Source organism: Exilibacterium tricleocarpae (assembly GCF_007004655.1).
Classification (GTDB): Bacteria; Pseudomonadota; Gammaproteobacteria; order Pseudomonadales; family Cellvibrionaceae; genus Exilibacterium; species Exilibacterium tricleocarpae.
This window is the reverse complement of the sequence record NZ_ML660090.1, coordinates 289,818-306,911: the sequence shown is the minus strand read 5'-3', so window position 1 is coordinate 306,911 and position 17,094 is coordinate 289,818. Positions and strand designations below refer to the sequence as shown.

The window sequence follows — 17,094 nt, the reverse complement described above, 5'->3', positions numbered from 1 at the left end:
GGCTCTAGGCTAGGCGCCCCCCCTGACCGAGACCTCAGTGCCATAGAGGTGCAAATGTTTTCTGGTCAAAGCACTAATATAGACTTTACCCCGAAATTGGCTGCCCAATACCGCTCGGCGGCAGCCGCCGGAGTGTAACATTACTGTCATATAACCTTCATAGAATTGACACCCGTTAAACCTAGTATCCCCGAATATTGATCTTTGGATTACACGATACCTTTGGAGGTTACCGTGAAAAAAACGCTGATTACAGCGACGCTGGCCGCGACCACCCTGGCCGGAGCACAACTGGCCGCGGCGGCCCGGGACTATATCACTATAGTAGGTTCTTCCACCGTATTTCCCTTTGCCACCGTCGTTGCCGAGCGTTTTGGCAGGGGCACCACCTTTAAAACCCCGAATGTCGAATCCACCGGTTCCGGCGGCGGTTTGAAGTTGTTCTGCAACGGGGTTGGTGTTCAGCACCCGGACATCACCAACTCCTCGCGCCGTATCAAGGCCTCCGAGGTGGAGATGTGCCACGAGAATGGCGTCACCCACATTGTCGAAGTCCTGATCGGCTACGATGGCATTGTGTTGGCCAATTCCGTCAAGTCCCGGCCGATGCAGCTCACCCGCAAGGATATTTTCCTGGCTCTGGCCAAAGAAATACCCAACCCGGATGGTACCGAGACCCTGGTTGCCAACCCTTACAAGACCTGGAAAGATGTCAACCCGGCGCTGCCGAGCACCAGGATCGAAGTCCTCGGCCCTCCCCCCACCTCCGGCACCCGTGACGCCTTTGCGGAACTGGCACTGGAAGGCGGCTGTAAGGCGTTTGACTGGGTCGCCGGCCTGAAAAAGAAAGACAAAAACAAATATAAGTCTGTCTGCCATACGGTGCGCGAGGACGGCCCTTATATCGATGCCGGCGAGAACGACAACCTGATCGTTCAAAAGCTGAACGCCAATCCCAACGCCCTGGGCGTATTCGGTTTCAGCTTCCTGGACCAGAACTCCGATAAAGTGCAGGGATCATTGATCGATAATCGCGAGCCGACGTTTGAGTCCATCGCCGACGGCAGCTACCCGGTATCGCGGCCGCTTTACTTCTATGTGAAAAAAGCCCATGTCGGCGTCATTCCGGGCATCAAGGAGTACCTGGCCGAGTTCACCAGTGAAAGGGCCTGGGGCGAGGAAGGCTACCTGACGGAAAAAGGCATGATCCCACTGCCGGACCAGGAGCGCGCCAAGGTGGGCGGCAATGTTAAAATGCTGAAAAATTTGGCAATGTAGGCGACAATAGCCCGCCGCCTGATCGAGCATATGTAGCACTCATAGCCTGGCAGCGTCGCTGCCGGGCTATTGTTTTCTCTGAACCTGTTGTTTTTATTACCGTTTTCGAGACCCGTTCGCTTATGGACACTTCCACCCTGCTGGCTGTCACTGCGGCGCTTACGGCCCTGGCCTATGTGATCGGCCGCGGGCGTTCCCTGTCTCAGGCCGCCAATGTCGGCGGTATCCGCAACCTCAATTCGCTGCCGTTTTACTACGGTATGTTGACGGCGTTGTGGTGCGGTCTGCCGGCGCTGGCACTGCTGATTCTCTGGGTGATATTCGACGAGCCTATTATTCACGCCCTGGTGATCGATTCGCTGCCGGAGCAGATGCGCCAGCTCAGCGGCTCCGAGTTGGGGTTGCTGATCAATTCGGTGGAAAATATTGCCGCTGGTAATAGCGCTGCCATGGGCGTCGATCCCCACTTACAGGCGGCCAGTGAGCGGCTGATCAGCCTGCGCGAGGCCAGTCGCCAGGCATTGGTCGTGGTGGTGCTGTGCGGCGGTTTGTTGTTCGGCATATTCGGTTGGGCGCGGGTCAGGCCGCAGTTGAAGGCGCGGGTGCAGGTGGAGACCACCTTCAAGCTGGCGCTGCTGTTGTGCTCCTGCATCGCGATTGTGACCACCCTCGGTATTGTGCTGTCGGTGTTATTCGAGTCGTTGCGCTTTTTCCAGACGGTATCGTTTTTCGACTTTATTTTCGGCCTCGACTGGAGTCCGCAAATGGCGATCCGCGCCGACCAGGTGGGCAGCTCCGGGGCCTTCGGTGCGGTGCCGCTATTTGTCGGTACGCTGCTGATCTCCGCCATCGCCATGCTGGTGGCAGTGCCCACCGGGCTGATGGCGGCGATTTACCTGTCTGAGTATGCCGGCCGCAGGCTGCGCGCCGTGGTCAAACCGTTGCTGGAGGTGCTGGCCGGTATTCCCACGGTGGTCTACGGTTTCTTCGCCGCCCTGACGGTGGCGCCCATGATTCGCGACAACGGCGCCGTGCTGGGGCTGGATGTCTCCTCCGAGAGCGCCCTGGCCGCCGGTCTGGTGATGGGCGTGATGATTATCCCGTTTGTCTCTTCACTGTCCGACGACGTCATCAACGCCGTGCCCCAGTCGCTGCGCGACGGCTCCTTCGGTCTCGGCGCCACCCGCTCCGAAACCATCCGCCAGGTGGTGATTCCCGCCGCCCTGCCCGGGATTGTCGGCGGCGTGCTGCTGGCGGTGTCCCGGGCGATCGGCGAAACCATGATCGTGGTGATGGCCGCCGGTCTCGCCGCCAACCTCACCGCCAATCCGCTGGAGTCGGTCACCACTGTCACCGTGCAGATAGTGACCCTGCTGGTGGGCGATCAGGAATTCGACAGTCCCAAAACCCTGTCGGCCTTTGCGCTGGGCCTGATGCTGTTTGTCGTCACCCTGACGCTCAACTACATTGCCCTGCACGTGGTCAGAAAGTACCGGGAGCAGTATGAATAAGAACACCCAGAGAACCATCGACCTGGTCAACCGCAACCTGGCCAAACGCTACCGGGCGGAAAAGCGCTTTCGCTTCTACGGTTTGCTCTCCATCAGCTTTGGCCTGTTGTGCCTGGTGTTGCTGTTTACGGATATTATCGGCAAGGGCCACTCCGCGTTTTTGCAGACCTATGTCGCCCTGGATGTTCACTTTGATGCCGATGTGCTGGGTATCGACAATATCGACGACGAGACCCAGCTTACCGTTGCCAACTACGACGGCGTGATTCGCAAGGCGCTGCTGGAGCGTTTCAGCGATGTGCGCAGCCGTCGCGACAAGCGTCAGCTCTATGCGCTGGTCAGCAACGGAGCGGGTTTTGATCTGCAGGATGTCTTCAGAGAGCGGCCCGAGCAGTGGCTCGGCAAAACCGAGACGCTGTGGCTGCTGGCTGACGACGACGTGGACACTTATGTGAAAAGCCGTACGGCTTCCGGCGAGGCCTTTACCGGCAGGCTTAGTGAAAACCAGCAGCGCTGGGTCGAGGCGCTGATTGCAGACGAGCGCATCGAGAAGCGTTTCAACACGATTTTCTTTACCAGCGGTGACTCCCGCGAACCGGAGCTGGCCGGCATCCGCGGCGCCATTATGGGCTCGCTGTTTACCCTGATGGTAACCCTGGTGTTGTCGTTTCCGATCGGTGTGGCGGCGGCTGTTTATTTAGAAGAGTACGCACCAAAGAACAAGTGGACCGATTTGATAGAAGTCAATATCAACAACCTGGCGGCGGTGCCCTCGATTATTTTCGGCCTGTTGGGGTTGGCGATTTTTATCAACTTCTTTGAAATGCCCCGCTCCATTCCACTGGTGGGCGGGATCGTGCTGACGCTGATGACTCTGCCGACCATTATTATTTCCAGCCGCGCTTCCATTAAAGCGGTACCGCCTTCGATCCGCGAGGCGGCATTGGGGATCGGCGCCTCGAAAATGCAGATGATCCTGCACCACGTGTTGCCGCTGGCTATGCCGGGGATGTTGACCGGCGCCATTATCGGGATGGCCCAGGCGCTCGGAGAGACCGCACCGCTGCTGATGATCGGCATGGTGGCATTTATCGTCGATATTCCCGGTGGTGCCACCGACCCGGCGACGGTGTTGCCGGTACAGATTTTCCTTTGGTCCGATAGCCCGGAGCGGGCATTCGTAGAACGCACATCGGCTGCTATCATGGTGCTCCTGGCATTCTTGATCGTTATGAACACCCTGGCCGTATGGTTGCGCAAGCGCCTCGAGCGGCGCTGGTAGGCGGATGAGCTGGTAGGCGGATAAATAGACGGATAAACTGACATCCGCGCCTATAGCTGAACCAGTAGCGGAATAAACACTCGAATTAGACAGTCGAACAGATAGCTGGACGACACAGACGCGGGGAACCCATGATGGAAGCCACAGTGCGCGAAACGGTTGAACAGAAGCCCGAAAGGCTGTTGGACAGGCAGGTGATAGATGACCAGGAGGCGGTGACAGCGGCGGCCACAGTGGGCAAGCCGTTTGTGGAGGCGCCGAAGATGGCGATGCGCAACGTCAATGTGTTCTACGGTGAAAAACAGGCCATCTTCGATGTCAGCATGGATATCGGCAGCAACGAAGTGGTCTCCATGATCGGTCCCTCCGGTTGCGGCAAGTCCACTTTCCTGCGCGCCCTGAACCGCATGAACGACACCATCGAGGGCTGCTGGATCGAAGGCTCCCTGCAGTTGGAAGGCCAGGACATCTACGATCCGAAACTGGATGTAGTGCCGCTGCGGGCCCGTGTAGGTATGGTCTTTCAAAAGCCCAACCCCTTCCCGAAAAGTATTTACGATAACGTTGCCTACGGCCCGCGCATTCACGGTCTGGTGGATCGCCGCGCCGACCTGGACGAAGTGGTGGAGACCAGTCTGCAGCGCGCCGGCCTTTGGAATGAAGTGAAAGACCGCCTGGCGCAGCCCGGCACCGGCCTGTCCGGCGGCCAGCAGCAGCGCCTGTGCATTGCCCGTACCATTGCCGTCAGCCCCGAGGTGATCCTGATGGATGAGCCCTGCTCGGCGCTGGACCCCATCGCCACCGCCAAGATCGAAGAGCTGATTGCCGAGCTGAGCGAGAACTTTACCATCGCCATTGTCACTCACTCCATGCAGCAGGCGGCGCGGGTGTCGAGCCGCACGGCCTATTTTCACCTGGGCAAATTAATTGAAGTAAACGATACTGAAAAAGTGTTCACCAATCCGGAACACGAATTGACGGAAGCCTATATCACCGGGCGTTTTGGTTAAGCGGGAGACAGTACCATGGACAATCTGCATCTAGATCAACATATCTCACAGCAATTCAATACCGATCTCGAAGAGCTTAAAACCCAGTTGCTGGAGATGGGCGGCGTCGTCGAGCAGCAGATTATCGACGCCGTCAAAGCGATCGAGAACGCCGACGGGTCCCTGGCAGAAAAGGTGCTGATCACCGAAGACGAAATCGACAAACGCGAGGTGCAGCTCGACGAACAGGCCACCATGGTGCTCGCCCGGCGCCAGCCGGCGGCCTCCGACCTGCGCATGGTGATGGCGGTGATCAAGGTCACCCGCGACCTGGAGCGCATGGGCGACGAGGCGCAAAAAATCGCCAAGATGGCCATCGCGCTCAACGAGGACGGCGAGGCGCCGCGCGGTTATGTGGAGCTGCGCCACCTGGGTACCAGCGTGCAGAAAATGGTCAATGCGACCCTCGACGCCTTCGCCCGCTTCGATGTCAACACCGCCGTGCAGGTGGCCCACGACGATCGCAACGTCGACCGCGAATATAAGACCGCCATGCGAGAACTGGTGACCTATATGATGGAAGACCCCCGTTCGATCTCGCGAGTGATGAATATTATGTGGGCACTGCGCTCACTGGAGCGGATCGGGGACCACGCCCGCAATATCGCCGAACATATCATCTACCTGGTGAAGGGGCTGGACGTGCGCCATACCCCCGTCAAGGAGATCGAACGGCAGATCCAGGACGCTTAGCGCGTCCCGTCCCGCAAACAACGCCTTATTGGAGCCCCCCAGTTCGTTTTCGGCAAGGCGCCGCTCGCCGGTGAACCGGTCTCTACGGGGCGAGACACTAAAATCCGATTTGGCAGGTAAGTCTGCTGGCCTATACTGTTTGGGAGTGGGAGCTGCGCAGATGCGGTTCCGGTAGCTAAACGGATGAACCTGAGACGACTTGCCTGATGCGTGCACTGATAACCTTGCTGGCTGCTCTGGCTGTCACCGGTTGCAGCGACAGTGAACTCCGCCAGATGTCCGACAATGAACTGGCGGGCAAATATGCCGATTGCCTCGACAATCGACCCACGGCGCCGGGTAAGGCGACTGCTTGTGAGAATATGCGCCGCGAATGCGAGCGCCGCCGCGAGGAACTGGGCTCCTTTCTCTGCCGGACCTACTGATGACCCGGCCGCACCACCGGTGCTATCGGATTTAATGAATCGGCCGAACCCAGTGACTCGGTCGAACTACTGGCCCTGTCGGGCCCAATGAGTCGGCCGAACCCGGTGACTGCGCGGGATTTAGCGCTCCAGACCGACTTACCAAGCCTAAGCCTACTGGCCTTGCCGAGGCTGTAGTGGTCGCTGTCGGACCGGTTGTCCCGGCGCCCGCGATGGCGGCCGCTCAGACGCCGCGCAGGGCATCGCTGTTTACTCGGGACTGCTCGGGGATATACCCAGCGTATTTAGCTGCTGGCGGGCCGCCTGCCCGAGTTCGCCGCCGCCCTGGGCGGCGGCGCTGAAGTACTCGATTGCCCGCTCCCGCTGGTTGTTGCGCAGCGCCAGCTCGCCCAGGTGGTAACTGGCGGTCTGGGTGCCGAGGTACTGTTGGCTGCGCACCAGGTCCTGTTCGGCGGTTTCATATTTGCCCAGTGATTTCTGTACCAGCCCCCGTGCCAGATAGGGGCTGAAGTACTCGGGGTTGTGGCTGATGGCGCGGCCGTAGGCGGTGGCGGCGGCCGATTTTTTTCCCTGCAGTCGCAGCAGGTGACCCTTGGTCTCCCAAAAATGGGCTTCCCGGGGTTGCAGCTTGATGGCCTGTTCGGTCAGTGTCAGGGCCTGCGGATAATCCTTGTTTTTGGCCGCTTTAAAGGCCGCCTGATGTTTCTCGTAGGCGGGCTGATCTTTTTTGATCTGGGCGATGGCGCGCTGAAACTCGGCGCGGTTGCGTTTGTCCCCGGGCAGTGTTGCCGCCCGTACGCGGTTGGCATCGACCCGGGCCTGGGACGGCGGGTGACTGGCGAACAGGCCTTCCAGCCAGCCCGACTGGCGGCCCTCGGCCAGCTTGACGAAAGTCTCCTGCAACTCTGTGGCGCCGGCGGGATCGTAACCGGCGCGCGCCATATATTCCATGCCGAAGCGATCGGCCTCCAATTCCTGGTCGCGCCCGTAGCGGGCCTGCCAGGCAGCGGCTCCCAGGCTGGCGCCGGTGGCGGCGTACTCGCCGTAGGCGGTATCCCGGGTGGCCAGGCCGACAACCTGCGCCCCGGCCTGCAGCAGCACATTGCGGGTCGCCTGGCTGGCGCCGTGGCGGGCGGCGGCGTGGACGATTTCATGGCCCAGTACTGCCGCCAGTTGCGATTCGTCCTGCAGGTGCAGCAACAGGCCGCGGTTGATCGCTATCTTGCCCCCTGGCAGTGCCCAGGCGTTGGGCACATCGTTGTTGAGTACCACAAATTCGTAGGGCAGCCCCGGCCGGTCGCTCACTTTGACCAGCTTTTGGCCGATGCGGTTAACATAGACACTCAAATCCGGATCGACCACATAGGCGCCCCCCTGGGACTGCAGGTAGGGTTGGTAGTTCTTCTCCCCCAGCGCCACTTCCTGGGCGGGCGTCATAATCGTGAATTGAGATTCCCCGGTCACCGGATTCACAGTACAGCCGCTGAGGGCCGCCAGGGCGGATATGACCAGGGCTGCGGTTTTGGCTAAGAATGTAAGTCGCACGAGTCGGCTCCTGATTTTGCATTTTGTATCTGGCATTCTCATTGCTTTGCTCTTTTGCTATTGCTCTGCATGTTTGCTGTTGCTCTGAACTTTTGCTGTTGCTCTGCACTTCTTATCTTGCCCCGCACTTGCGTATAATACCGGGCTGTCAAGTATTCAAGGCCCAGCTTATGCAAGCGTTGCAGGTTATCGAACTATTCGCCGGCACCGGCGCCGACGGCCGGCCTGTCGTCGAGCGCCTGCAGGTAAAAGTCAACGATGACGACAGTTGTCAGCTGGTAAAATCGCCCGCCTTCGTCAAAGGGTTGGCCAGTGGCGATACCATCAAGCTTGTTTCGGGCAACCAGTTTAACATTGTCAAACACAGCGGTAATCTCTGTATTCGCGTTTACTGCCGCGGCGATATCGGCGCCTTGTCCGACAACCTGACGCCGGCGCTGGAAAAGCTCGGCGCGGAGTTGGACACAGAGACCGACCGCATGCTGGTGTACTCCATTCATGTGAGTTGCGGCTTCAGCGCTATTGAGGCCGTACTCAACCAATATACCGGCAAGGCGAGCGATAGCGTCTGGCTGTACGGCAATGTCTACGATCCGGCGGATGGACAGACCCCCTTGAACTGGTGGGTGGAGATATTGAAGCCGCAGTAGCCCTGGGTCAGGTTTTGTACCTGCGCCCGACTTTTACTCGATTAACAGTGCCAAGCCGGGTGCCCGGGATCGGATTTATTTAACATGACCAGAGAGAGACATTATGCTGACTGTGATTTCACCGGCGAAGACACTGGACTATGAAACGCCTACAAAAATCGATTTGCACACCATCCCCGATTTTCTCGATCAATCCGGCCTGCTGATCGAGGAGCTCAGGCAACTGGCGCCCCAGGACCTGTCTGAGCTTATGGGTATCAGCGATAAGCTGGGAGCGTTGAATTACGATCGCTACCAGGCGTGGCGACCCCGTTTCACGCCGGCCAATGCCAAACCGGCAGCGCTGGCGTTTAAAGGCGATGTGTATGCCGGCCTGGAAGCTGAGACCTTCAAGGTCAACGACTTCAAGTTTGCACAAAAACACCTGCGCATTCTGTCCGGCCTTTACGGCCTGCTGCGCCCCCTGGATTTAATGCAGCCCTACCGCCTGGAGATGGGCACGCAACTGGCCAACAGCCGCGGCGGGAATTTGTACGCGTTTTGGGGCGACATCATTGCAGACGCGTTAAACCGGCAATTGAAAAGTGTCAAGGGGAACACCCTGATCAATCTCGCTTCCAACGAATATTTCAAAGCCGTAAACACGCAACACCTCGACGCCGAGGTGGTGGCGCCGGTCTTCAAAGACAAAAAAGGCGATACTTACAAAGTGATCAGCTTTTTCGCAAAAAAAGCCCGCGGCATGATGAGCGCCTACATCGTCAAGAATCGAATTACGGACCCCAAGCAACTAAAAAAATTCAAACAAGGTGGCTATCGTTACAATGCCGGTCTGTCCTCGAAAACGCAGTGGGTGTTTACCCGCGACAGCAGTGATTAGACGCACATGACCCGCGGGTCCCTATCTATTCACAAATTCTTTAGAAAGCACTTGCCTATATTGGGTGAGAAGCGTAGATTTTATCGGCATTGGGGGCTCCTACTCAGAACGCTGTGACGGTAAATCGTCTGTCATGAGCAAGCGGCCTGAAGCTTGTATCTGCAACCTGAAGCTTGTATCTGCATATAGACAGCCGTAGGTATATAGCGGCTGTAGACCACTACACCGTTGTTAGCCGGTATCAGATATAAACCAACACACAGATATAGATTGCTATATAGCTATAGACAGATATCTATAGTCGCAACCATAACAAATCATAACTATAGCCAAGGACAATAATATGGCCGTTACCCATAACTACATGGCCTATGTAGTGGAAAAGCTGACAGCGGTGAGCCCGATCAAAACCCGCCGCATGTTCAGCGGTGTGGGTATCTATCGAGACGCGCGCATATTCGCGCTCATCGCCAACGATACACTGTACTTTAAAACCGATACCGAAAGCTGCGCAGATTTTAAGGCATTCGGTATGGAGGCTTTCCAACCCGTCAGCGACGATCCCCGCGCCTATGCCTACTACCGGTTGCCGGATACCGTGCTCGGCGACCGCCCGCTGCTGGCCGCCTGGATTGATCGCGCCTGTGCTGCGGGCCTGCCCAAAGACGACGTCAAGGTCAGCTTGGCGGGCTAATCCTCTCTCCACATATAACGATTCGTTCACTAACTGCCACCCGGGTTTCGTGGAGGGGCGGACATATCCTTCCTATACTTGGTGAGACACCTACATGGATACTTATAGGTAGAGTGCTGCCGATATAGACAGGCCGGGAAGTAACATGTCCTTGAAAATTTTAGTTGTAGATGATGCCACCTTTATTCGCGATATGGTCAAAAAGCACCTGCGTTCGCGCATACCGGGCGTGCAGGTTGCCGATGCCATCGATGGCAACCGCGCGGTCGCCCTGTTGAAGGCCCAGGCGGTGGACTTGATTTTATCGGATTGGGAGATGCCCGGCATGAGTGGTGAGGAACTGCTGCGCTGGGTCAGAGACAGTGACAAACACAGTACAACCCCGTTTGTGATGGTCACTAGCCGTGGCGATCGCGATCATGTGGTGAAAGCGGTCGAGGCCGGTGTTTCCGATTTTATATCCAAGCCGTTCACCCCCGAGGAACTGCTCAAGAAAGTTTTTAAACAATTAAAAAAAATCGGCAAGCTGCCCGGCGGCAAGGCCGGCGCGGCTGGCGGGGGCTCTGCCCCCGGCTCGTTAGAGGCCCTGACCGGTGCCAAGCCTGCCGCCCGCAAAGCATCGGGGGGTGCGGCAGCAGCGGTATCGTCCGCAGATCTTTTGACCGGCGGCAAGCCGGCCGGGCGGCCGGCGCCCGCTGCAGCAGCGTCAGGCGGGTCTTCGGCGGGCCTGTTGACCGGCAATAAGCCCGGTGCCAAAGCGGCGTCGCCGGCTGCCAAAGGCGGCGCCAAAACCCAGGCCGAGCTGCGTTTCCCCCAGGGCACCAGGCCCTGTGTGGTAAAGGATCTGTCCCTGCAGGCCATGAGCGGCCTGATCCAGCGCAGCGACGAGATACCCACCGTGTTCGATCAGGCGGTCGTCGACATTCAAATGGATACCGGCGAGGTGGCCCGGGTTAACGGCTATGTGCACAGCCTGCAAGCGGGTGAAAACAGAGTCGACTGCAATGTGGTTAAAATTGTGATCCGATTTGTGGATAATGACCCGGCCAAATTCGAGGTGCTGTCGCAGTTTATTGCCCGCACCTGAGACTACCGGGGTGCCGCACCATGAAACCTTTCTCACAGGCCTGTGCCAACAACCAGGACCCGATACTGCAGGTATTGCAGCGGGTCTTTGCCGATCGCCGCAACGTGCTGGAGGTGGGCAGCGGCACCGGCCAGCACGCGGTGTACTTTGCCCATAATCTGCCGCACCTGCAGTGGTATACCAGTGACCTGCCCGCAAATCACCCGGGCATCAACCTCTGGATCGATGAACACCCCCGCGAGAATCTGCATCGCCCGCGGCTGCTGGATGTCTTCGATCCGCACTGGCCGCTGTCCGGTATGGATGCCGTATTTACCGCCAACACCTTTCACATCATGCCCTGGGAGGCGGTGACCGCCTTTTTTACCGGTGTGGTCGGGGTGTTGGAGACGGGTTTGCTCGCTGTCTACGGGCCGTTCAACTACGAGGGTGACTACACCAGCGAGAGCAATGCGCGTTTTGACACCTGGCTCAAAGCCCAGGCCCAGCACCAGGCTATTCGCGACTTTGAAAAAGTCGACGCCCTGGCCCGCAGCGTCGACTTCACTTTGGTGGAGGATAACCCCATGCCGGCCAACAACCGCCTGCTGGTCTGGCGCAGGGGCTAAAACCGAGGGGTTAGAACCGGGAGGTTAAACCGACCGGTTAGCTGCCGCTCGACTGGATTGCCTGCAGGCGCCGGTAGTAGCGGTCTCTCAGGCGGGTGGCCCGACTGACCAGCGGTATATCGTCGCCGTCGATCAACACCTTTTCCACCACACTGGTGACCTCCAGCGGATCGCTCGACCAGACCACCAGCGTGGCCCTGGCCCCGGCTTTCAGCTCGCCGTAGCCATCGATGCCGAACACCCTGGCGGGATTGGCGGACAGGGCGGCAATGGCCGCCTCGTAGGGCAGGCCGTTGGCCACCGCATTGCCGGCGGACTGGCGCACCAGGAATGCGTTGTGGGTGTTTTGCCAGCTCATGCCGGTAAACAACAGGGTCACCCCGGCGGCGTGCAGCAGTTTGGCATTGTCGAGACGGGCGCCCAGGGTTTCATAAGCCAGCGGCAGGTTGACGATCGGATCGATAATGACCGGCACCTGTTGCGCAGCGATCTGGTCGGCCACTCGCCAGCCCTCCTCAACGCCTGCCAGAATCAGCTGCAACTGGTAGTCGCGGCCGAGCTGTAAGACGCGGGTGATATCGGCGGCGCGGTGCACATGGACGATCAGTGGCAACTCACCCGCCACCACCGGCACCAGTGCTTCAAGGTCGTGGCGTGACAGCGTGTAGGGGCGCCGCTCGCCGCGGGTGAACTGCTCGCGATTGCTGGCGTAATCCCGGGTGTCCTCGATGGCTTCGCGCAGCAGCGCCATTGCTGCGGCGCGGGAGCCGCCGGCCAGCGCCTGGCCCGTTTCGCCAAGGTAGGCCACCATGGCGGCGTCCTGCGTTTCGATGATCTGCCCCTGGCGGCCGAGATTTATCACCGCGGCGGTGCCGGCGAACAGGCCTTTGCCGCTGACCGGCTGCACCAGTGTGTGGGTCAGGCCCAGGATGCGGTTGTAGGGAATCAGTGTGCTGCTGGTATTGATCGCATCGGCAACCCGCAGTGATGCGGTAATACGCGGGTTTTCGGTGGTGCTGTCGACTGTCGATTCAATCGCGCCTATCTCTGCGATCCCCAGTTGCGTGTCGGCATTGAAAAAGCCCGGCGCTATTACCTTGCCGGAGACATCGATCACCCGGGCGCCGGTCGGCGGCGTCAGTGCCTGTCCCACACCGCTGATCCGGCCTGCCTCTATCAGTATGTCCGCCTGTTCGTAAATGCCCGCCTCGGAGGCGGTGACAACCTTGGCGCCCTTGAGCAGCAGGCTCTCGGCCAGGCTGTCGTTGACACCCAGGCACACCAGGGCCAATAAAAACTGCAACGCATATTTCATGGACGGTCCTCCGCCGGTGTTAAGATGCCTAAATTGAAGTCGCTGGTGGGGTTCAGTTGCGGTTGCGAACGGTCGAAGCGCAGGGCGCCGTCGATCCAGACTTTTTCCGCTTTCGCATAGACGCTGAAAGGGTCGGTGCTCCACAGCACCAAGTCGGCGTTTTTGCCCGCCGCAATGGAGCCGGTAACTGCGTCGATGCCCAGTGATCGAGCCGGGTTGAGGGTAATCCAGCGCAAGGCTTCGGCGCGACTGATCGCCAGGCCCATTTCATTGCCGGCGGCCATCGCCTTGGCGAGTTCCTGATTGAGCCGTTGAATCTGGGTTTCGTCGTCGGAATGGAGAATGGCGCAGGCGTTGGCGAAATCCACCAGCGCGATATTTTCCCGCACCATATCGAACGCCTCCTGTTTAAAGCCCCACCAGTCCGCCCACATCACCGCGCAGATATCGTGTTGCGCCAGCAGCGGCGCCACCTTGTAAGCCTCGACGGCGTGATGGAAAGCGGCGATGGTATAACCGAACTCCTTTGACATATCGATCATCTGCGCCATCTCATCGGCGCGGTAGCAGTGGTTGTGGATGCGGATTTGCCCGTCCAGCACGCCCATCAGGGTTTCCAGTTTCAGGTCGCGTTTGGGGGCCTTGGCTTCCGGGTCGTTTTGCTCGACTTTATCCAGGTACTCCTGCCAGTCGCGCTTGTAGGCGGCGGCGTCAATCCAACTGGACCGGTAACCCGCCATATTGCCCATACGGGTGGACGGCGCTGAGCCCTTGCCGCCGTAAACCCGTTTCGGGTTTTCACCGCAGGCCATTTTCAGGCTGTAGGGCGCGCCGGGGAATTTCAGGCCCTGTACCGTTACCGAAGGCACCGTCTTCACGGTCACGCCGCGGCCGCCGATCAGGTTGGCGGAGCCGGGCAGGATATGTGCGGTGGTGACACCCCCGGCCAGCGCTTTTTCGAACTGCGGGTCCTGCGGCCAGATGGAGTGCTCGGCCCAGACATCGGCAGTTACCGGCGAGGTCATCTCGTTGCCGTCGGCGTGGTTGGAAGTGGCCGGGGCCGGGTAGACACCCATATGGGAGTGGACGTCGATCAGTCCCGGTGTCAGCCATTTACCGCTGGCATCGATGGTGCGGCCGTTTGCCGGCGCTGCCAGATTCTGGCCGACCTGCTGAATCTTGCCGTCGACCGTCAGCACGTCGGTGCCATCGAGCTGCTCGCCGGCACCGGTCAGCACCGTGGCGTTGCGGATCAGCAAGGGCTCGCTGGGTGGTGCCTGGTAGGTGGAGGGGAAGGGATCGAGGTCGGGCAACTGCGCCTCGATCCCGGCGTTTTTGGTCTCCGGGCTGTCGCAGCCGGCCAGTGCCGCCAGCGCCGACAGCAACCCCAGTTTCAGGAGTCTATGCATATTTTATATCCCGCCATGTGAATGAAGATTAAAAACGTACTTAGAAAAGCAGTTAACCGAAATCCGCCGGTTTACAGGTTCTGTGTCGCTGTAGCCGATTTCGCAAGCATATGGATACCCGCGCTGAATCGAAGGTCTCCGCTCAAAGGTCTCTGCTCAAAGGTCTCTGCTCAAAGGTCTCTGCTCAAAGGTCTCCGCTAAAAGCTCGCTGGTTAGAGACCGCAGGTCAGGACCCGGTTTCAGGTCTAATGTTAAGACGTTTAAGCGGGCAACATCCTTTAAAATCTCAGCGGCCAACGGTTACCTGCAAGGCCTTTGCGCGCCAATCCGACTGACACTGTCGAGGCCCGGCGACAATCAGGCAGGCGGTCAGCGCCACAATCTTTACCTGTCGCCGGTATTGAAAACAGGCGGATTTACAGGCGCGACTTGTCAGGTTGGAACGTGCCGGCGCGCTGTTCACGCTAGAGAAGTTTGTACTCCGCCGTCAGTGCAGTCAGTGTTTCGGTTGCCGCCGGGCCGAGCCCGAGGCAGGTAATGGTGCCCGCTGCCACCACGGTCCTGCCTGCGTCCCTGATCAGCTCGGCGCTAACGCCGGCGGCCGCGGCCCGTTCCCGCAGGGCCAGCAGTGCTTGTTCGTCGTCGACTTTGAGCACCACTTTCGGCATGCCCTCACGCAGCCACTGGTTACTCAGGTCTGACTCGGTGCGCAGCAGGCTCGCTACCGCAGCGTGTGCCACCTGTGCGGCCAGCTTGCCCTTAGGCAGTTTTAGGCTGTTGTTTACCACAATGACCTGCTTCACGATAGCGTCGTTGTCCTGGTCGGGGTTAAATCCCGAGTTGCGGTGCAATCCGGCATAGCGGTTAAAACCAGCGCCACGGTTAAATCCAGATATCGTTCGGCGCTGTCATCTCGCCGCCGCTGTCACCGGTATTGACCACACCGCGGGGCTCCACCAGCATGACCTGGCAAACCTGTTGCGCATAGGGCTGGTGGCGCACGCCCCTCGGTACCACAAACATTTCTCCCGCTGCCAGACTCACTTCGCCGTCCGGCAACCGGATAGCCATGCTGCCCTCGATCACGAGAAAGACTTCGTCGGTGTCGGGGTGTTCGTGCCAGACAAATTCGCCCTGCAGTTTCACCAGCTTGAACTGGTAATCATTTAACTCCGCCACCACCCGCGGGGACCAGAGGTCGGAGATACGGGCAAACTTTTCGTTCAGGTTGATCGCTTTATGCTGCATGGGTTTCTCCGCCTGCAGGGGCTAGGTCGAGTCCGGATGGTTTTGCAGCAGCCGTCCGATGGCGCTGCCGAGGCGGTTGATGCCTTCGGCGATTGTGTCCCGGTCGACACAGGAGTAATTCAGGCGCAGGGTGTTGACGCCGGTTCGGTCGATATAGAAAGGGTCGCCGGGTACAAACACCACCTGATCCGCCAGTGCCAGCTTAAACAGATCGAGGGCCGATGCGGATGGCGGCAGGCTGGCCCACAGAAACATCCCGCCGTCGGGGTTGGTGCAGGTGACCTCGGCCGGGAAGTGCCGCTCGATGGCGGTGATCATAGCCTGCTTCTGGCCGCCGTAGGCGTCCACGATCCTGCTGATATGCGCGTTGATATCGTTGTCCCGCAGGTACTGATAGATAACGCACTGAATGAAGTGGTTGGTGTGCAGATCGGATGCCTGCTTGGCGATAATCAGCTTTTGCATCAGCGGGTCGGGGGCAACTATCCAACCGAGCCGGAAACCCGGCACTACGACCTTCGAAAACGACCCCAGCAGCACAGTGTTATCAGGCGCCAGTGTTTTGAATGAGGTGCAGGCCCGCCCGCAAAACCGCAGGTCGCCGTAGGGGTCGTCCTCGATTAACAGTGTCGCGGTGCCGTTCAATATGTCGGCTATATCCCGGCGATTGGCGTCCGGATAGGTGATGCCGGAGGGGTTTTGGAAGTTGGGCACGGTGTACATCAGCTTGGGCCGGTCCGCCCGCAGCACCGACCCCAGTCGATCGGTATCCATGCCCCGCTCCGTCACCGGTACCGGTATAAAGCGGGCCTTGTAGATGGAGAACGCCTGAATGGCGCCCAGATAGCCTGGCTCCTCGATCACCAATCCGTCGCCGTCGTTGAGCAGGGTTTTGCCCAGCAGGTCCAGTCCCTGTTGGGAGCCGCTGGTGATCAGTATATTCTCCACGGCCACCGCCAGGCCCCGGCGCCGGTAGTGTTCGGCGATCAGGCCGCGCAGCTCGAGAAAGCCCTCGGAGCTGCTGTACTGGAAGATATCGCGACCGTAGGTATCGAATACGCGGTTGGCAGCCGCTTTAAGCGCGTCGGCGGGAAACAAATCCCTGTTCGGCAGACCGCCGGCGAAGGAGATGACGCCGGGGTCGAGCGCGTCTTTGAGTATCTCCCGGATAAACGAGCGCGGGACGTCGGTGATTCGGTCTGAGAATATACTGTCCATGGGGTGTTCGCCGCCGGTCTTGGCGCGGGCCGGTCGCCTGTGAAATCAAGTTGTCGAGCCGGAAATACTAGTATGAAAGCGCCGGCGCTGTCACGGCTTTTCCCGGTTTTCGCCTACAGGGTCGGGCAGGTGTTTCAGTGTCACCGGTCGCCATCTTATAATCCCGCGGGAGCCTGGGTATAATGTTGTCAACCCGCATCGA

The 17,094-nt window shown here is 59.2% G+C and carries 17 protein-coding genes; 11 read left to right on the top strand and 6 right to left on the bottom strand.

Features of this window, described 5'->3' with window-relative positions; genetic code table 11:
* Positions 1-234: 234 nt before the first annotated feature.
* The 6 genes from FKG94_RS07715 (at position 235) to FKG94_RS07690 (ending at position 6,238) form a co-directional block, all read left to right on the top strand.
* Positions 235-1,278, top strand: a complete 1,044-nt coding sequence (locus tag FKG94_RS07715) for a PstS family phosphate ABC transporter substrate-binding protein (RefSeq protein ID WP_142903625.1) — start codon at positions 235-237, stop codon at positions 1,276-1,278.
* Positions 1,279-1,400: 122 nt separating this feature from the next.
* Complete coding sequence (gene pstC, locus FKG94_RS07710; protein ID WP_142903624.1) at positions 1,401-2,789, top strand: phosphate ABC transporter permease subunit PstC; 1,389 nt, start codon at positions 1,401-1,403, stop codon at positions 2,787-2,789.
* A complete protein-coding gene (gene pstA, locus FKG94_RS07705; RefSeq protein WP_142903623.1) occupies positions 2,782-4,071 on the top strand; it encodes a phosphate ABC transporter permease PstA in 1,290 nt (429 codons plus the stop codon). The genes pstC and pstA overlap by 8 nt, the downstream gene beginning before the upstream one ends.
* 263 nt (positions 4,072-4,334) lie before the next feature.
* Positions 4,335-5,081: a phosphate ABC transporter ATP-binding protein PstB gene (pstB, locus tag FKG94_RS07700; RefSeq protein ID WP_246125029.1), complete on the top strand. Its 747-nt coding sequence runs from the start codon at positions 4,335-4,337 to the stop codon at positions 5,079-5,081.
* Between the two features lie 15 nt (positions 5,082-5,096).
* Entirely contained in the window at positions 5,097-5,813 is a 717-nt protein-coding gene (phoU, locus tag FKG94_RS07695) for a phosphate signaling complex protein PhoU (protein ID WP_142903621.1), read from the top strand.
* Between the two features lie 206 nt (positions 5,814-6,019).
* On the top strand, positions 6,020-6,238 hold the full coding sequence (locus tag FKG94_RS07690; RefSeq protein ID WP_142903620.1) for a hypothetical protein: 219 nt from the start codon (positions 6,020-6,022) through the stop codon (positions 6,236-6,238).
* 249 nt (positions 6,239-6,487) lie between these two features.
* Here FKG94_RS07690 and FKG94_RS07685 read toward each other — a convergent pair whose 3' ends face one another.
* Positions 6,488-7,783, bottom strand: a complete 1,296-nt coding sequence (locus FKG94_RS07685; RefSeq protein WP_246125007.1) for a M48 family metalloprotease — start codon at positions 7,781-7,783, stop codon at positions 6,488-6,490.
* Positions 7,784-7,953: 170 nt separating this feature from the next.
* Here FKG94_RS07685 and FKG94_RS07680 point away from each other — a divergent pair, with 170 nt between their 5' ends.
* The 5 genes from FKG94_RS07680 (at position 7,954) to FKG94_RS07660 (ending at position 11,702) form a co-directional block, all read left to right on the top strand.
* Positions 7,954-8,433 carry a DUF4265 domain-containing protein gene (locus tag FKG94_RS07680; RefSeq protein ID WP_142903618.1) on the top strand — a complete coding sequence of 160 codons (480 nt, stop codon included), beginning with the start codon at positions 7,954-7,956 and terminating at the stop codon, positions 8,431-8,433.
* A 103-nt stretch (positions 8,434-8,536) separates the two neighbouring features.
* Positions 8,537-9,313: a peroxide stress protein YaaA gene (gene yaaA / locus FKG94_RS07675; RefSeq protein WP_142903617.1), complete on the top strand. Its 777-nt coding sequence runs from the start codon at positions 8,537-8,539 to the stop codon at positions 9,311-9,313.
* Positions 9,314-9,656: 343 nt separating this feature from the next.
* Positions 9,657-10,007 (top strand): TfoX/Sxy family protein, encoded by a 351-nt coding sequence (locus FKG94_RS07670; RefSeq protein ID WP_142903616.1) that lies wholly within the window; start codon positions 9,657-9,659, stop codon positions 10,005-10,007.
* Positions 10,008-10,152: 145 nt separating this feature from the next.
* Positions 10,153-11,094 (top strand): response regulator, encoded by a 942-nt coding sequence (locus FKG94_RS07665; RefSeq protein ID WP_142903615.1) that lies wholly within the window; start codon positions 10,153-10,155, stop codon positions 11,092-11,094.
* A gap of 20 nt (positions 11,095-11,114) precedes the next feature.
* Entirely contained in the window at positions 11,115-11,702 is a 588-nt protein-coding gene (locus FKG94_RS07660; protein ID WP_142903614.1) for a DUF938 domain-containing protein, read from the top strand.
* 37 nt (positions 11,703-11,739) lie between these two features.
* On the opposite strand, the gene FKG94_RS07655 is transcribed toward FKG94_RS07660, so the two are convergent.
* The 5 genes from FKG94_RS07655 to FKG94_RS07635 form a co-directional block, all read right to left on the bottom strand.
* Entirely contained in the window at positions 11,740-13,017 is a 1,278-nt protein-coding gene (locus FKG94_RS07655) for an amidohydrolase family protein (RefSeq protein WP_142903613.1), read from the bottom strand.
* A complete protein-coding gene (locus tag FKG94_RS07650; RefSeq protein WP_142903612.1) occupies positions 13,014-14,426 on the bottom strand; it encodes an amidohydrolase in 1,413 nt (470 codons plus the stop codon). Before FKG94_RS07650 ends, FKG94_RS07655 begins: the two co-directional genes overlap by 4 nt.
* 464 nt (positions 14,427-14,890) lie before the next feature.
* Positions 14,891-15,229: an aminoacyl-tRNA hydrolase gene (gene pth2, locus FKG94_RS07645; RefSeq protein ID WP_218943469.1), complete on the bottom strand. Its 339-nt coding sequence runs from the start codon at positions 15,227-15,229 to the stop codon at positions 14,891-14,893.
* Positions 15,230-15,308: 79 nt separating this feature from the next.
* Entirely contained in the window at positions 15,309-15,674 is a 366-nt protein-coding gene (locus tag FKG94_RS07640; protein WP_142903611.1) for a cupin domain-containing protein, read from the bottom strand.
* A 21-nt stretch (positions 15,675-15,695) separates the two neighbouring features.
* The gene (locus tag FKG94_RS07635; protein WP_142903610.1) at positions 15,696-16,892 is read right to left on the bottom strand and encodes an aminotransferase-like domain-containing protein; all 1,197 of its coding nucleotides are present in this window, start codon (positions 16,890-16,892) and stop codon (positions 15,696-15,698) included.
* Between the last annotated feature and the right edge of the window lie 202 nt (positions 16,893-17,094).

Bases quoted from the DNA above. Each gene is read 5' to 3' on its own strand.
- pstC (WP_142903624.1), top strand. From the start codon at position 1,401: ATGGACACTTCCACCCTGCTGGCTGTCACTGCGGCGCTTACGGCCCTG.
- pstA (WP_142903623.1), top strand. From the start codon at position 2,782: ATGAATAAGAACACCCAGAGAACCATCGACCTGGTCAACCGCAACCTG.
- pstB (WP_246125029.1), top strand. From the start codon at position 4,335: ATGGCGATGCGCAACGTCAATGTGTTCTACGGTGAAAAACAGGCCATC.
- phoU (WP_142903621.1), top strand. From the start codon at position 5,097: ATGGACAATCTGCATCTAGATCAACATATCTCACAGCAATTCAATACC.
- FKG94_RS07690 (WP_142903620.1), top strand. From the start codon at position 6,020: ATGCGTGCACTGATAACCTTGCTGGCTGCTCTGGCTGTCACCGGTTGC.
- FKG94_RS07680 (WP_142903618.1), top strand. From the start codon at position 7,954: ATGCAAGCGTTGCAGGTTATCGAACTATTCGCCGGCACCGGCGCCGAC.
- yaaA (WP_142903617.1), top strand. From the start codon at position 8,537: ATGCTGACTGTGATTTCACCGGCGAAGACACTGGACTATGAAACGCCT.
- FKG94_RS07670 (WP_142903616.1), top strand. From the start codon at position 9,657: ATGGCCGTTACCCATAACTACATGGCCTATGTAGTGGAAAAGCTGACA.
- FKG94_RS07665 (WP_142903615.1), top strand. From the start codon at position 10,153: ATGTCCTTGAAAATTTTAGTTGTAGATGATGCCACCTTTATTCGCGAT.
- FKG94_RS07660 (WP_142903614.1), top strand. From the start codon at position 11,115: ATGAAACCTTTCTCACAGGCCTGTGCCAACAACCAGGACCCGATACTG.
- FKG94_RS07655 (WP_142903613.1), bottom strand. From the start codon at position 13,017: ATGAAATATGCGTTGCAGTTTTTATTGGCCCTGGTGTGCCTGGGTGTC.
- FKG94_RS07650 (WP_142903612.1), bottom strand. From the start codon at position 14,426: ATGCATAGACTCCTGAAACTGGGGTTGCTGTCGGCGCTGGCGGCACTG.
- FKG94_RS07640 (WP_142903611.1), bottom strand. From the start codon at position 15,674: ATGCAGCATAAAGCGATCAACCTGAACGAAAAGTTTGCCCGTATCTCC.
- FKG94_RS07635 (WP_142903610.1), bottom strand. From the start codon at position 16,892: ATGGACAGTATATTCTCAGACCGAATCACCGACGTCCCGCGCTCGTTT.